Consider the following 14,099-nt stretch of genomic DNA (forward strand, 5'->3'; position numbering starts at 1 on the left):
GCAATGGGTGATTTCTTTGATAATTATCTTAATATCAAAAAAATAATAGAGAGCAAGCGCGAGTATAAGCAACAAATGGAGAGGGTTGCAGCACTGCCTGAAGACTATCAATACGTTTTTAAGAAAATACAAGGGCACATGTGGATGTTCGCAGCAGGTTCAGGATATGACATGATGGAGATCCATTATGACTTAATAGAACTTTTCGAGGCAGGTGTGGCGGACGGCAAGCATGTTTTGGAGATTACTGGTGAAGACGTTGCCGCGTTCTGCGACGAGCTTCTTCGCAGCGCAAGCACATACACGGAAAACTGGCGCGAGGCGCTCAACCGTGACATTCTGAAGAAACTTGGAAAGGGGAACGAGTCTAAATGAAATCCGAACACAATCCAAGTAAAGGAATTAAGAAAATCCTATAAGGCAACAGAAGTCCTGAACGGTGTCGTGAGAGTGTATAAGAAAAGGATGTGACATAGCCGGAAGAAGAAAGCGGGAAGATAAAGCATGGTCGGCAAAGGGTTTGAAGTTTTTGATACGGTCTAAAACGGTCAGTTTCCGCTGACCATTGACCATTTTAGACCGTATAAGCAAGTCGCAAAACTTATGTTAAGCGATCTTTCAAAAAGCGTTTTATCAAAAACGCACTAACTTCTAAATCCTCCTCTAAAGGAAAATGCCCCGTATTTAATAAATGAACCTCACAATCGTTCAGATCGTTTTGGTAAGCTAGTGCCCCTTTTGGGCCGAAAAACATATCATTTTTGCCCCAGGCGACCAACGTAGGCGGTTGATACGTTCTAAAAAACTCGTGCCAACTTGGGTAAAGTTGAAGATTGTTTCTATAGTCATAGTACAAAGCAAGTTGTATGTCGTCATTGCCTGGCCGATCTAAAACGAATTGATCCATATTCCACGCATCAGGGCTAATTCGCTCAGGGTGACGAGTCCCATCGGTGTATTGATACTTAGTAAAGTCTTCAGCTAAAAGGGATCTTAGCTTATTTTTATTTTCCTCAGTAGGATGTTCCCAATACGTACGGATAGGATCCCAAGCCGGCAATAAACCTTCCTCATACGCATTTCCGTTTTGCGTGATAACAGCTTGAATGCGTTCAGGATGCTGCGTTGCCAATCTGAATCCTACAGGCGCACCGTAGTCATGCACATAGATGCTATATTTCTCTAATTTTAACGTCTCGACAAATTCATTAATTAACATCGCTATGGAATCAAAGCTATAGTCGAATGCATTCATGCTTGGTTGGTCGCTATTCCCAAAACCGGGGTAATCAGGCGCGATAATATGATATTCATCCATCAATTCAGTGATTAAATTTCGATACATATGAGAAGAAGACGGGAAGCCATGAAGCAATAAAATCGTGGGGTTTTGTTTATTTCCAGCTTCTCGGTAAAAGAGATTAATGTTATTGATCGTAACTGTTTTATATTGGACAAACATATGTTCACCACATTTTATTATTGGAGATCCGTGTAGCAATTCAACAAAGTTAAAAACGCTCAATACGCCATCATAAGTTCGTTTTTACTGTTAGAGTCTCTTCGCATTCACCTCTCTTATAACCGTTATTAAATTTTTTTAGTGGTTATGGGTTATGAAAGCTATCCTACATGATTTCATCTAACTTGTAAATGTGTTTTTTAGAGGTTATAATTATTTTCGAGGTGAACATTCATGGATAAATTGCAATTTGTATTAGGTGGAGCGGCATGGATTAACCTAATCAATACGACGTATAATTCTGAAAAACAAACGATTGATACACTTGAAGATCCATCAAGTACGTTCCAATGGCTCGAAGATAATGACCTGTTACGGCAGTCTGACACCCTGGCTTTAAATAATGAAGAAACGTTGAACTCGTTAATCGCGGAGCTTCATTCACTACGTTTTCTTTGCAAAATGATTTTGTCTAATTTAGAGCAGCAAAAGGAACTGTCTCTAAAGACGACAGAAGAATTAAGGAACGTTGTTCAAGAGCTGAATGTTCGTTTGACGATTGCTCCTGACAAATTCAAAATAGCCCCTGAAGGCACAACAGCTAAAGATCACGTGTTATACAGCATTAGCTCCTCCATCTTTCACACATTGGACAGCAACTCTGTCAAACGTATTCGAAAGTGTGAGCATGAGGAGTGCCGTCTGTATTTTATTGATACATCAAAATCAGGAAAAAGACGCTGGTGCAGCATGGAACTGTGCGGCAACCGCAAGAAAGCGGCGGAATTTTATGCACGGAAAAAGAAAAAGTAACTGACAGTGGATAGTGAACCGGTGTCGGATCGTGAAAAGGTCATAGCGTTATATAAGAACGAGGGGGAGTGGGCTAGTAAAAACTTTGCAAGTGAGGCCGTTGTTTCTTCATGACATTAGTAGTGACGAGGTTCACCTATGTTTAAGAAAGTGTCTAGTCGAAAGATCGATACGATCATTGGAGTGTGTTGCCTGATTTATGGAACCACCATACAAACTATTAACTGAACTCCTATCAAAAATAGAAGAAAATGTTTCTGGTACAAAGGGAACAGATTATGCGGCCAATCTCCCCATCTCAATGGTACATTTACGTCGACTCTTCAGATTCGCATTCGGCGTGCCATTACAAAGCTATATCCGCTCTCGAATGCTAGCCAGAAGTATGGAGAATTTGATATGCACACAGAAACGAGTTCTTGATATTGCCATCGAATGCGGTGATGAACATGAACAGACCTACATTCGCGCATTTAAACGTGAATTCGGGATGACACCCGGCGAATGCAGACAATCAGGCAGATTCATTCAAGTAACACCACCTCTTCATCTGTTTCAAAAAAACAATTTGTGCGGGAATGTGGTATAGGGTCCGGATATGGTCGTCATTCCAACATTTCATTTAGTTGGACGGCTGCATCGAATTGAGATCGCTGAATCTTTGACGAAAGCCCCGGAAGCTGCTAAGCAGTTTTGGTGGAATGACCGGCAAAAAGTGCTGAATCCATTAGAAACCGATATCTATTACGGTTTAACAAGAACACACGATCCATCATTTAGTTGGACAACCTATCTACCCTCTATGCGCGTGGAGCATCTAAGCGATATTCCAAACGGTTTTGCGAGTGATACCATTCCTGCTTCCTTGTGCGTTGGTTTTCGTTATATTCGTAACCATCATTACGAGGAAATCGACCAACAACGTGCAAAGGCTCTTTATAATGCCATTAATGAACTTAGCATGGAGAAAAAGGGGAAATATGAGCTTCTAGATACCGATTTTTACATCGAAAAGATCGATACCTCTACGTATGATGGACAATATTGTCAAATGGAATGGTTTGCACCCATTCGCTTGAGGTAAAATGATCAAAAAAGTTCATTACACGTATCCGTATTTTGGTACTTTAATATTGTACCGTTACGAAACTCAGAAATTTCTGCGAAAAGGGGCTTATATGAACTATAATGACGCTGTTTCAATTATAGATACCAGTCTACTTAGATCCGTATCAGAGCTTTACGAATTAGAGAGTTATGGCATTCAGCGGATTCCGGCTCATGAAGGAGGGCGGAATGTTGTCTACACCTGTGAGAATGAGGATGCCAACACAAAGATTCTTAGAATCGCTTTCTTGACTGACCGAAGCCGGGAAGATTTTCTTGCCGAAGTTGAGTATATTAGATATCTTTTCGACCACGGTGGCAGTGTTGCAGATGTTATTCGTTCTAAGCATGGGAATCTATTAGAAGAAATAAGTCATGCCAATCAAACCTTTTATATCTGCCTGTTTGAGAAGGCTAGGGGAATAAGGCTTGTAGAAAATCATTATCAATATCGCGAAGGTGTTCCCATTAACGAATATTTTTATAACTGCGGGAAAACGTTAGGGAAGCTGCACCAATTGTCAAAAGGATATGCTCCCGTCCATCAACGGTATCGTTTTTTTGATAAATTCAATGCCGAATATATCGATAACCTGATACCTAGTACGTTATCACTGCTAAAGGAAAAGATGCTAGGTCTCCTTAAAACCTTAGAACAATTGGATAGGAGCCGAGATTCTTTCGGTATGGTCCATTTCGATTTCAACGATGGCAATTATTCGATTGATTTTGACAGTGGGCAAATCACTGTCTATGATTTCGATAATTCGTGTTACTGCTGGTATATGTTTGACCTAGCGAGTCTCTGGACACAGGGGATGGGCTGGACGCAATTTGAACCAGACGCTGATAAACGAAAAAATTTTATGGATGATTATTTCAGAACAGCACTTGAGGGATACACATCTGAGACCAACATCGAATCTTCGATGTTAGATAAATTGCCTTTATTCATCCAAATAAACCTCATAGAAAATATTGTCGATGCATTTGAGGGCTTTAAGAAGAGTGGGCACGAGTTGGGATGTGATGAAGAGTTGGCATATCTCATAAAATGCCTTGAAGACGAAATCACGTATTTAGGATTTTTTCATGATATTTACTCGCATGAAGAACCATTTGAGTATGAGGAACGAAAGATCTAAATAAGTACACGGAGAAATTAGACTCGGTTGTTGGAACGCCGATTTATAAGCAAGAGGTGGCAACACATTTAGTTAAAAATGTGCTGCCGGTTAGAGCGGTTATCGCGCTAACAATGACCATGAAGCATCTGCTTGTTCAGATAGGGCAGGTGCGGTGGCCTCATGAATTAAAAAAGAGTAGAGCTGAATTCGTTGAAAGGTTACAATTCGGTAATTGAAAAAAACCACAGAACATACGCAACTCCTTGCATAAAAAACGAGCTCTCTGCAAAAGGGCTCGTTTTTTATAGCCAACTCATAATCCACGTAGCCGCACTTTTCTAAACCGAGAATGAAATTAACTAAAATTGTCCGGCACTTACATTGAGATTCATGGTGTGACCGTCCTGAGAAGTAATATAAATCTCCCAATTACCCTCCATCCCATTACCATCTGTCATGGTGAAATTTTGGGTTCTCCGCCAACTAGGGTCAATCTCATAAGGTCCAAACTCTTGCACAATTCCTTCAAGTGGAGTGTAAATTACTTCTAATTCTACAGGACTTGAAGCGTGATTATTTCTAACTAATACATTAAGTTCATCCCCATTACCTGGTGCTAGATCCCAATCAGGACCGAAAAATTTTCCACTGACACTTACGTCATCAAGAAGGATCACATTAAACTTGCCAATTTCGCCCCCAACATTCACATCTTCATTGCCCAATTTACCCTCACTTAGCAATTCACCGTGAGCTTCTCTGTTCGCCAATTCAGATTGATTCGCTTTCGTTTCATTGACTTCATCTGTTGTATTTTCTGGACCGAGGCTAGCTATTGCAAAGGATGAAACTACAGTTAAAAATAATATAAGTGCTAAAATTATCACTGATTTTCTTTTCATTGGAAAAACTCCTTTGCATTAGGGTTTTATATTCGTACTATTTTCAAATCATCCCACAAGTTTAAATTGTCCGTCAAAATGAATTGTATCGATTTTGAGACATGTGTTATCTTTATCTTGTAAATCGATCTTAGACGTGGCTGATAAAGTAATTAGCAAACGTGTTGACTCTATTTGATTCGATTTTAGGTTTTGTTTAATGGCTCTACCTCGAAATCAGTACTTGACACTTTACCCTGAAAGTTGATGGCGATTACACTCAACTAAAATTCCCGCTTTGTAATAGTCGTGGTTTCTCGTGAAATAATGCCGTCGTTGAAACGCTTTGATCCGGTTATGCCGTCCTTCGACAGTCGCATTGGTCCAGCGGCAACGATGGTAATTAATGATTTCTTCTTGCCAGTTATGCATCGTTTTTAATGCGCGTGTCACAGCGGGGTGCCCAATTCGCTCCCCTTGCTCGCACCACTGTTTAAATCTCCGGGTGGCGATCAAGACGTCAGGAGACTCATCGTACCAGGCGGTAAATGCTTCTTTCCATTCCCAAACGGAACATAGAAGTGGAGAAAGACTAAGCAATTGTTTAAGCCTTTTCTTGCTTTCCTCCTGAAGTAAATTCCACTGGGGATTCAGCAGCTGGTGATTCGCTTTCAATAAGGTCTTTGCTCTAGGAGGAAGTTCTCCTTGGACGGATTTCCGAACGGTTTGAAGCGCCTGGATGACATACCCATGCACATGAAATCGATCAGCGGTTCTTATGGCATTCGGAAAACACTCGCTGATCCATTTATGATAGGACGGAGCCAGATCCATGACAACGACTTTTGGGTTCAGTTGCCGAAATATCGGGTGTTGTGTGTCATAGTCTCTTAGATCCCTCAAAGTACGTCCTGGGAGAAGGTCTAGCATGGTGCCTCCCTTTAGATCATGGATTCCTGTATTATAGCGGTGTCCTTTCTTAATAGCGAAGTCATCAACACCTAAGACAAGTCCTTTGCTTTCCTTGGCTTGATGCCATGCTTGTTCTGATAATCGAGCACTCTCCAAGGGGATGGCTGCACAATGCATCCGCTGGACGGTACTCGCTGGCGTTTGTTGCATGAGAGCACTGTGGGCGACGGTTGAACCGAAAGACTGTTCCGTGACCTGGTTCTCAAATAGCCATGTATATCGCTTTTTCGGTCCGACAAACCCATAGGACCAAACAAACCCCACCTGACATAGCACACAATACAGTCGAATTGAAGGGACTTGAAGGTAGGTCTTCTTACCAAAGATAGACAAATGACGGACGGTGCGTGAACCATTACTGCCTTTACGAATGACCTCCTCACCCGAATGGCAGCTAGGGCAACACTGAGTATAGGCAACGGGTTTAATTTTCAGGTGAACCTCATCATCTGTTACACAAATGACTTGGCAAATTTCTACCTCTGGTATGGTAAGCATTTCATTGATATACTGAGTCTGCATCTGTCAATTCCTTTGTTGTTTGGTCGGACTTACAACTTTACAGGAATGGCAGATGTTTTTCTATTACTTAGAGAATGTTATATTGTCAAGCACTGATTATGACATTGAGCCTGTTTAATAAGATGTATATTTATGGTTTCACAAACAAAGTTTAACAGAATCTTGAGCAAAAAAGAAGTTAGGACGGCGTCTTCGGTAGAAATTGGACTAGCTCCCTTCATGATTTTTATAGGAATAAAGAACTTTTATAGAATGAAGAACGTAAGAAAATGCGGAGACTGTCCTTATATTGCTGAGCATTAAAGATAGAGAAGGGGAATTGAAATGAGTACAATCAAACAATTGGTTGAAACCGATGAAATCGTGGATGCTTATGATGTGATGAAGGAACTTCGAACAGATCTTTCTCAAGAAGAGTATTTAAGCGGTTATCAAATGATGAAGGAAGAAGGCTATATGCTATTCGCCTTGTACGATAGCTCTGAAGATCTATGTGCGCTAGCTGGAGTTGCGATTCGATACAATTTTTATAATAAAAAACATCTATTTGTTTTAGATCTAGTGACTACGCCACAAAAGCGGTCACATGGATATGGGGAAGAGTTAATGGGGTTTTTAGAGACCTACGCGACGGATAAAGATTGCGATCATATTGCCCTCGAATCTGGTATTCATCGTAGTAGAGCCCACGACTTTTATGAGAATACAATTGGTTTAGATAAATTCTGTATTTCGTTCCGAAAAAGCTTGAAATAACGGGGCTTTCATTCAGTATTTAGGCTTTTTAGACATGTAGCAAATAATTAATGGTATGGCTGAATTCGTTGAGAAAAGTAGTTGCAATCAGGGGTACCAAAACACACACTAATCAATAATAAAAAGCGAGCTCTCCAAATGGGGCTCGCTTTTTATTATTGATACAAAGTATATATAACGTCTCCTGTTAAATACATGAACGGAATGCCTAATTAGTAGCCGCCTCTTGAATGAATGATCTGGCCAGTAATCCACTGGGAATCATCTGTTGCCAAAAATGCAATCAGCCGCGCCGCATCTTCTGGAAGTCCGATCCTACCCATAGGAAATTGCGGCAGCAGGGCTCTTTTTACCTCTTCTGACATCCAATCCGAGTCGGTTGGTCCAGGGTCAACCGCATTTACAGTGATCTTTAACGGCGCCAGCTCGGCAGCTAAACATTCGGTGAAGGTGGAGACGGCGCCTTTCGTCGCGGCATACGCGAGATTGCCCGGCATCGGTCCCTTCCCTTGCCCGGACGTTAAGTTGATGATACGACCTGCCATCGCGGATTGCTCAACCTCCAGCATTCGTGCGAATTCAGCTGATAGCATGAACGTACCTCTAATGTTCACGGCGCAATGCGCATCGATTAGAGAGGCGTTCAATTGACGGAAATCAGCTGAAACGCTGTAAGTTGCGTTATTGACGAGAATGGTTGGCAACCCCAAAGTGGATCTAACCGCTTCAAGAAGTTGCGATGGGGAAGTGGGGTCAGTAAGATCGAGTTCCATATGCGCTGCCTTATTGCCATAGGATCTAAGGTCTTCGGCAAAGAGATCTGGCCAGTTCTCATCAACATTCCCGAGATTTTCGGCTTTATCATAATGGTACAGATGAGTAAAGAACAAGTTAGCTCCTTCTTTGGCCAAAGCACGACAAACAGCAGCTCCGATGCCGCCGGGGCGGCTTGTGCCTGTCACGATCGCGGTTTTTCCATGTAATTTGGTCATTCGAATTCCTCCGATTTTGTGAGGCGGGCGAGAAAGCCGTTTTTCATTGGAGACGGCATTGTCCCTAATAGAACGAGAAAAAGTGGATGCAGCAAAAAGAAGCATCCTAGTTTATGTGAGCGGTTTCTCGCTGCCCCTTAAATTGTTGCCGCTCGACAGAATAAACAAGGCGTATAGGCTTTACCTATAACACCAATCCGAGCGATTCAATTTTAATAACCATTACATGAAAGTACACATCGTCCAACAAGTCCCCTTTCCACATCTCCAATAAATATACTAGAGTTTAGATTCGACTTTTGTCAAGGCATAACATAGAAAAATTCGAACTGTCGAAATTCTTATTTTTAGCTAGGAGAAAAGAAGGTCTAACAGAGTGATTTGTTTAAGAAGGAGTCATCTAAAGATGTTTTTAGAAAAGATGGGATATGGGATTCTAATTGGAGATAGTTAAAGGAAATACGCAGTAAATAGCGAATATTGTTTGAATACACCAATCAAGGTGAGGGAGTGGTTTTTAATGTGTGGGATTTGTAAGTAAAAACGAACAGAGGGATTCACAATTGCCGGTCTATCGAAAAGAACTTTTATCTTCGATTGAAAGTGATTTATGTAATGATGATCATGTTTTAGCGCTTTTTTATGAAAGAAAACCACTTTGCTTGAAAGGCGGTTTATTAAGCTATCGTCTCCCGCAGCTACATTTCAAACAGTATATAGGTTCATCATGGAATTCTTTTTCAATTTCACCTGCTCATTATGTTCGTTCTACAGAATACAGAAGAAATTCCATATCTATATTCCTAAAATTCTTAGTATCTTTATCAATATTATTCATACCGTTTCGAACAGCAACTTCTTGAGCGGCCATATTTGTGTCCCTAATAATAGAATAAACCCTATTTGCATTAAGAACTGAAAAAGCGTATTCCTTGCAAGCAATTGCCGCTTCTGATGCGTAACCTTTGTGCCAATACGCTTTTTGAAACAAAAATCCTATTTCCAAAATTTCTTTTTCTCTCCAGCCTTGCATTGTCAAGCCACATTGACCAATCATTTCGTTTGTTTCTTTTAATACAACAGCCCAAAGTCCAAAACCATATTCTTCATATCTTTTAAGATGTCTGTTAAGCCAATTTTGTGCTTCTTCTAAGTTGAATGCACTTTCATAAGCAGCACGCATTACTTCCTCATCACACAATATTTTGCACAATGCATCATAATCGGACTGCACCATTTCTCTAATTATAAGACGTTTTGTTTCTATCAAAAATCTCCCACCTTTCTCTGTGTATCAATAACCTTCCAAAAATTTCTTGTTCTGCCCAGTTAGCTTAGCAAGAATAAGCAGAAAGCCGAAGTTTGGTATTCGTTTCGGTTATAGTAAACAAGCACAATTTCACCAACATATTCTTCTTATTCGATGAGGTATTTTCATATTCCTTGCTATCTATAAAAAGAAACCATGCCAAATAATGTTGCAAATATTTGGTTGCAACATTATTAAAGCGGTCCATCCGTTTCTTCAAGCGACTGTGGGTTCTGGATATGGTACACGCCTTTTACCCGTTGTTTTCCATCTTGGTCATTACTAATACCACGATAATTTTGTAATTCATTTAAATGGAGGGTCTATCAATGGGCATTAAGAATTATCTGATTGAAGGCGTATCTGGCACGGGCAAGACTACGGTTTGTAACGAATTACAGCGGCGCGGCTACCATGCTATTCATGGAGACCGTGAATTGGCTTATCAAGGCGATCCGGAAACTGGTGCAGAGACGACTGGTGCCAAGCACGAGCACCACATTTGGCATGTAGATAAAGTAAAGGCATTGGTCACAAACCAGGAGAATGTGGTAACATTTTTCTGTGGTGGTTCTAGAAACTTTACAAAGTTCATCGATCTGTTTGATGGCGTGTTTGTCCTAGAGGTCGACCTTGACACGTTGAACCGGCGGCTGGACGAGCGACCGAAAAATGAGTGGGGTGGAAAGAAAACAGAACGAGAGCTCATTGCGCGATTGCATCAAACGAAAGAAGACATTCCGAAAAACGGGATAATCATCGACGCTAACGAATCGGTCGAGCACGTCGTTAATAAGATCATTCGTCAAAGCAGCTAAGAGAAACGAATCTCACAGCAGAAACGATTAGAGTGTTTAAAAAAGGAAGATAAGATTGCTTCATCGTATATTTGAAAAATAAATAAGTTAACATAATATTTATTATCGGAAGTTAAATAAAAATATCTCAATTAGCTAGTAAACTTATGTTATTGAGACAAAAAAGAAATTTAGGATAAGCTCTGCTAATGGCAATTTCGTGTGTGACATCCCCAGGAATTGCAATTTGGATTCAATTTCACCTGCTCATTATGTTCGTTCTACAGAATACAGAAGAAATTCCATATCTATATTCCTAAAATTCTTAGTATCTTTATCAATATTATTCATACCGTTTCGAACAGCAACTTCTTGAGCGGCCATATTTGTGTCCCTAATAATAGAATAAACCCTATTTGCATTAAGAACTGAAAAAGCGTATTCCTTGCAAGCAATTGCCGCTTCTGTTGCGTAACCTTTGTGCCAATACGCTTTTTGAAACAAAAATCCTATTTCCAAAATTTCTTTTTCTCTCCAGCCTTGCATTGTCAAGCCACATTGACCAATCATTTCGTTTGTTTCTTTTAATACAACAGCCCAAAGTCCAAAACCATATTCTTCATATCTTTTAAGATGTCTGTTAAGCCAATTTTGTGCTTCTTCTAAGTTGAATGCACTTTCATAAGCAGCACGCATTACTTCCTCATCACACAATATTCTGCACAATGCATCATAATCGGACTGCACCATTTCTCTAATAATAAGACGTTTTGTTTCTATCAGAATCTCCCACCTTTCTATCGTATCAATAACCTTTTAAAAATTCCTTATCCTGCCCAGTTAGCTTAGCAAAAATAAGCAGAAAGCCGAAGTTTGGTATTCGTTTCGGTTACAGTAAACAAGCACTTTCACCAAAACCGTTATCGTCCCAATGTATCAGCAAGCCTCTTTAGTTCCTTTAAATCCATGGGTAAATCATCTCCGAACAGTGATATTACCCTTGTTACAGAACATTAGTTCGTATACATCAAATATCAACAACAAAGTTTAACATAGCCTAAAAGATAAATTGCACAACGCAATATTGCACCACTATAAGTAAATATAAAAAGCCTAATTTCAAATTTAACTAGGCTTTATTCGTTGCTCAATTAAAGCGACCGATTGTTTGTGTAGTGCAAAACAAAAGTGCATAACTTTGCAAGCCAATATTTCGTTGCAACTTTACATGGAGAGTTGGGCGTGCTAGCCTATTTGGCTAAGCCAATGCCTTATGGCGCTTGGCTTCTTGGCGTAAAGTGCACGCCCATAGAGGCTCCATGTCAAGTTGCATTACTGTGTAGGTGCAATTGCAATGTTATGCATTTCTACATTGCCTAACACATTGTTGAAGTTTCTTTTACGAAACCCGCTTCAATCTGGCTCTATTTTATACGATGAAATGATTTTGTTTGAGCGAATTGTTCAAATCCAATAGACTTGTAAAGCTCAAATACGTCTGGGGAAGTACAAACAACAACTGCCGTTTTTGCCCCCTTTTCAATCAACGCATTGAGAGCAAGCTTACAAACTGAACTGGCTAACCCCATTCTCCTAAATCTCGGATCCGTTCCAACAGGTTCCAGTAAACCCACCTTGTTCACCTCATCAAACCAAATTAAACAAGATGCTACGAACTCACCATCTGGGGATTCAATTACCCAATCAAGAGAAGAATCATAAGGATAGGCATTCATAACGTTCAAGTAACTTTCTTCTGTGACTCTCGTTTTATGAAATGCAGCCTTATGTACGGCCACTCGATTTGTTAAATCCTCAGAACCTTTGATATGGCGACCCTTAAACTTATCTGGCAAGTGAACAGGGAATAAAAAACGATCCAATGAAATTTTTGTGAGGACTTCTGGATTTCCTGGTAATGGATGGTATAAAGAATCTTCTAAGACTGAAATAAGATGCGGCTCTGTTTCTAAGACAGTCACTTTATGCTCATTGGTTTTCGTTGTTTTATCAAACCAGTCAATGACATCCTTAGCCACCTCAGGAAAATTGGGATCAACTTGACAGATTAACTCACCAGGTGTTTGAATCCATCCCCAAGCAACGGGGTTCCCATCGATTTGCCAAATGGCAGTATTCCAATCATCCTCGCGTCCAACATGTCGGTAGCGTTGCCAAGCTAGATCGCCTATATGGTAATTAGGATCAAGTGACCATATAGCTTGTGTGAGTTTCTGCATTTGTTTTAAATCATTTGAATCCTTGTAAATTCGCATTACAGGTTTACTCATTTATCTAACCTCCTCGTGAATTGCTTTTTTCTACCCTAGCCCAATGCGTTGTTATTGTTTAAATTTTTTTTGACTTAACTTCAAATTTTTATTGCTTCTTTAGGCGCATTGTCTTTCTTAATCCATTCTTCAATCATTTGATTAAAAGATTCTGGATCTGCTAAAGGCATTCCATGGCCCATCCTGGGGATTACGACACCAGTACAATTTGGATTCGCTTCTGCTAAATCAATTGCTGATTTTTTCATAACCGTTTTTTCTTTCTCTCCGACAGTAACCAATATCTTCCCACTGGCTTTGTTAAAATCATTAGGTATCTCAAATGACATATTTTCTTTTAATATCCTAACAAGCGTATCTCGCTTCATTTGACGACTTTCGTTATAATATTTTTCAAAGTATTCATTGCTAATAAACAGCGTTTTTGCTTGGAGTTTTGAAAAAGCTCGATGTTTAACCAATGGAAATGCTAATTTGATTAAAGGACTAATCAAATTCTTGCCAAACCTATTGGGTCTCACTAAAGCGCTGTTTATGATGGCGTAATCAATGAGGTTTGGCTTCATACTTAACATTTGAACGAGCACTTGTGCACCTAATGAAAAACCAATAACTGTGATACTCTTATTGTTCTTGATCAACTCAATTAACTCGATAATCTTATGTGCACTATACTCTATTGAAAATTCTTCGTGCTGATCATTTAACCCTTGCTCTGGTAGATCTATAGTTACACAACGGTAATCAGTGAAGTATTGAACTTGCTTATCCCACATCCAACTACTTACTCCTCCACCATGCAAAAATATCATTAATGGAGCATCCTTATCACCATATTCCTGAAAATGCAAAGCCAAATTCCCCACCTATTTTCTTATATATTCCGACCTCAATTGTTCAATAAAATAGCTTGATTCATATTACTTGCTATGTCACTAATGTTGCATAAATAATTTCATAAAATTCTGTTCTCTATTCATCGCGGGTAAAGCAAAAAAAGGAGAACCTGAACGAAAGGCGATCTGTCCATTTGGTAATTATATACATTTAGACATAGGGAGGCGGCCGGT

General features: G+C 39.9%; 15 protein-coding genes. 7 read left to right on the plus strand and 8 right to left on the minus strand.

The window, feature by feature from the left end; translation table 11 throughout:
- Positions 1 to 3 precede the first annotated feature (3 nt).
- Positions 4 to 375 carry a DUF1048 domain-containing protein gene (locus EV213_RS10460; protein ID WP_133580481.1) on the plus strand — a complete coding sequence of 124 codons (372 nt, stop codon included), beginning with the start codon at positions 4 to 6 and terminating at the stop codon, positions 373 to 375.
- Between the two features lie 226 nt (positions 376 to 601).
- On the opposite strand, the gene EV213_RS10465 is transcribed toward EV213_RS10460, so the two are convergent.
- On the minus strand, positions 602 to 1,462 hold the full coding sequence (locus EV213_RS10465; protein WP_133580482.1) for an alpha/beta fold hydrolase: 861 nt from the start codon (positions 1,460 to 1,462) through the stop codon (positions 602 to 604).
- Positions 1,463 to 1,696: 234 nt separating this feature from the next.
- Here EV213_RS10465 and EV213_RS10470 point away from each other — a divergent pair, with 234 nt between their 5' ends.
- From EV213_RS10470 to EV213_RS10485, 4 genes are all read left to right on the plus strand, one after another.
- A complete protein-coding gene (locus EV213_RS10470) occupies positions 1,697 to 2,275 on the plus strand; it encodes a CGNR zinc finger domain-containing protein (RefSeq protein ID WP_133580483.1) in 579 nt (192 codons plus the stop codon).
- Positions 2,276 to 2,474: 199 nt separating this feature from the next.
- Positions 2,475 to 2,864 carry a helix-turn-helix transcriptional regulator gene (locus tag EV213_RS21330; protein ID WP_133580484.1) on the plus strand — a complete coding sequence of 130 codons (390 nt, stop codon included), beginning with the start codon at positions 2,475 to 2,477 and terminating at the stop codon, positions 2,862 to 2,864.
- A gap of 9 nt (positions 2,865 to 2,873) precedes the next feature.
- Complete coding sequence (locus tag EV213_RS10480) at positions 2,874 to 3,359, plus strand: GyrI-like domain-containing protein (RefSeq protein WP_133580485.1); 486 nt, start codon at positions 2,874 to 2,876, stop codon at positions 3,357 to 3,359.
- A 94-nt stretch (positions 3,360 to 3,453) separates the two neighbouring features.
- Positions 3,454 to 4,527: a phosphotransferase enzyme family protein gene (locus EV213_RS10485; RefSeq protein ID WP_133580486.1), complete on the plus strand. Its 1,074-nt coding sequence runs from the start codon at positions 3,454 to 3,456 to the stop codon at positions 4,525 to 4,527.
- A 341-nt stretch (positions 4,528 to 4,868) separates the two neighbouring features.
- Here the strand turns inward: EV213_RS10485 and EV213_RS10490 are convergent, their stop codons facing one another.
- Entirely contained in the window at positions 4,869 to 5,411 is a 543-nt protein-coding gene (locus EV213_RS10490; protein WP_133580487.1) for a hypothetical protein, read from the minus strand.
- A 231-nt stretch (positions 5,412 to 5,642) separates the two neighbouring features.
- The gene (locus EV213_RS10495; protein WP_133580488.1) at positions 5,643 to 6,884 is read right to left on the minus strand and encodes an ISL3 family transposase; all 1,242 of its coding nucleotides are present in this window, start codon (positions 6,882 to 6,884) and stop codon (positions 5,643 to 5,645) included.
- A 324-nt stretch (positions 6,885 to 7,208) separates the two neighbouring features.
- Here EV213_RS10495 and EV213_RS10500 point away from each other — a divergent pair, with 324 nt between their 5' ends.
- A complete protein-coding gene (locus tag EV213_RS10500) occupies positions 7,209 to 7,640 on the plus strand; it encodes a GNAT family N-acetyltransferase (protein ID WP_133580489.1) in 432 nt (143 codons plus the stop codon).
- 212 nt (positions 7,641 to 7,852) lie between these two features.
- On the opposite strand, the gene EV213_RS10505 is transcribed toward EV213_RS10500, so the two are convergent.
- Positions 7,853 to 8,632 (minus strand): SDR family oxidoreductase, encoded by a 780-nt coding sequence (locus EV213_RS10505; RefSeq protein ID WP_133580490.1) that lies wholly within the window; start codon positions 8,630 to 8,632, stop codon positions 7,853 to 7,855.
- A gap of 757 nt (positions 8,633 to 9,389) precedes the next feature.
- Positions 9,390 to 9,902, minus strand: coding sequence for a GNAT family N-acetyltransferase (locus EV213_RS10515; RefSeq protein ID WP_133580492.1), 513 nt, complete (start codon positions 9,900 to 9,902; stop codon positions 9,390 to 9,392).
- Positions 9,903 to 10,270: 368 nt separating this feature from the next.
- Between EV213_RS10515 and EV213_RS10520 the strand changes: the two genes are divergently transcribed.
- Positions 10,271 to 10,759 (plus strand): AAA family ATPase, encoded by a 489-nt coding sequence (locus EV213_RS10520; protein ID WP_133580493.1) that lies wholly within the window; start codon positions 10,271 to 10,273, stop codon positions 10,757 to 10,759.
- Positions 10,760 to 11,008: 249 nt separating this feature from the next.
- On the opposite strand, the gene EV213_RS10525 is transcribed toward EV213_RS10520, so the two are convergent.
- The 3 genes from EV213_RS10525 to EV213_RS10535 all read right to left on the minus strand — a co-directional run bounded on the left by EV213_RS10525 (position 11,009) and on the right by EV213_RS10535 (position 13,886).
- The gene (locus tag EV213_RS10525) at positions 11,009 to 11,548 is read right to left on the minus strand and encodes a GNAT family N-acetyltransferase (protein WP_341770338.1); all 540 of its coding nucleotides are present in this window, start codon (positions 11,546 to 11,548) and stop codon (positions 11,009 to 11,011) included.
- 614 nt (positions 11,549 to 12,162) lie between these two features.
- On the minus strand, positions 12,163 to 13,029 hold the full coding sequence (locus tag EV213_RS10530) for a GNAT family N-acetyltransferase (RefSeq protein ID WP_133580495.1): 867 nt from the start codon (positions 13,027 to 13,029) through the stop codon (positions 12,163 to 12,165).
- An 80-nt stretch (positions 13,030 to 13,109) separates the two neighbouring features.
- Positions 13,110 to 13,886, minus strand: a complete 777-nt coding sequence (locus EV213_RS10535; protein ID WP_133580496.1) for an alpha/beta fold hydrolase — start codon at positions 13,884 to 13,886, stop codon at positions 13,110 to 13,112.
- Positions 13,887 to 14,099: the final 213 nt, after the last annotated feature.

This window comes from Aureibacillus halotolerans (assembly GCF_004363045.1).
Classification (GTDB): Bacteria; Bacillota; Bacilli; order Bacillales; family DSM-28697; genus Aureibacillus; species Aureibacillus halotolerans.

What these genes read in the sequence shown, in the direction of transcription:
- EV213_RS10460 (WP_133580481.1), top strand. Translation starts at nt 4, where the DNA reads ATGGGTGATTTCTTTGATAATTATCTTAATATCAAAAAAATAATAGAG.
- EV213_RS10465 (WP_133580482.1), bottom strand. Translation starts at nt 1,462, where the DNA reads ATGTTTGTCCAATATAAAACAGTTACGATCAATAACATTAATCTCTTT.
- EV213_RS10470 (WP_133580483.1), top strand. Translation starts at nt 1,697, where the DNA reads ATGGATAAATTGCAATTTGTATTAGGTGGAGCGGCATGGATTAACCTA.
- EV213_RS21330 (WP_133580484.1), top strand. Translation starts at nt 2,475, where the DNA reads ATGGAACCACCATACAAACTATTAACTGAACTCCTATCAAAAATAGAA.
- EV213_RS10480 (WP_133580485.1), top strand. Translation starts at nt 2,874, where the DNA reads ATGGTCGTCATTCCAACATTTCATTTAGTTGGACGGCTGCATCGAATT.
- EV213_RS10485 (WP_133580486.1), top strand. Translation starts at nt 3,454, where the DNA reads ATGAACTATAATGACGCTGTTTCAATTATAGATACCAGTCTACTTAGA.
- EV213_RS10490 (WP_133580487.1), bottom strand. Translation starts at nt 5,411, where the DNA reads ATGAAAAGAAAATCAGTGATAATTTTAGCACTTATATTATTTTTAACT.
- EV213_RS10495 (WP_133580488.1), bottom strand. Translation starts at nt 6,884, where the DNA reads ATGCAGACTCAGTATATCAATGAAATGCTTACCATACCAGAGGTAGAA.
- EV213_RS10500 (WP_133580489.1), top strand. Translation starts at nt 7,209, where the DNA reads ATGAGTACAATCAAACAATTGGTTGAAACCGATGAAATCGTGGATGCT.
- EV213_RS10505 (WP_133580490.1), bottom strand. Translation starts at nt 8,632, where the DNA reads ATGACCAAATTACATGGAAAAACCGCGATCGTGACAGGCACAAGCCGC.
- EV213_RS10520 (WP_133580493.1), top strand. Translation starts at nt 10,271, where the DNA reads ATGGGCATTAAGAATTATCTGATTGAAGGCGTATCTGGCACGGGCAAG.
- EV213_RS10530 (WP_133580495.1), bottom strand. Translation starts at nt 13,029, where the DNA reads ATGAGTAAACCTGTAATGCGAATTTACAAGGATTCAAATGATTTAAAA.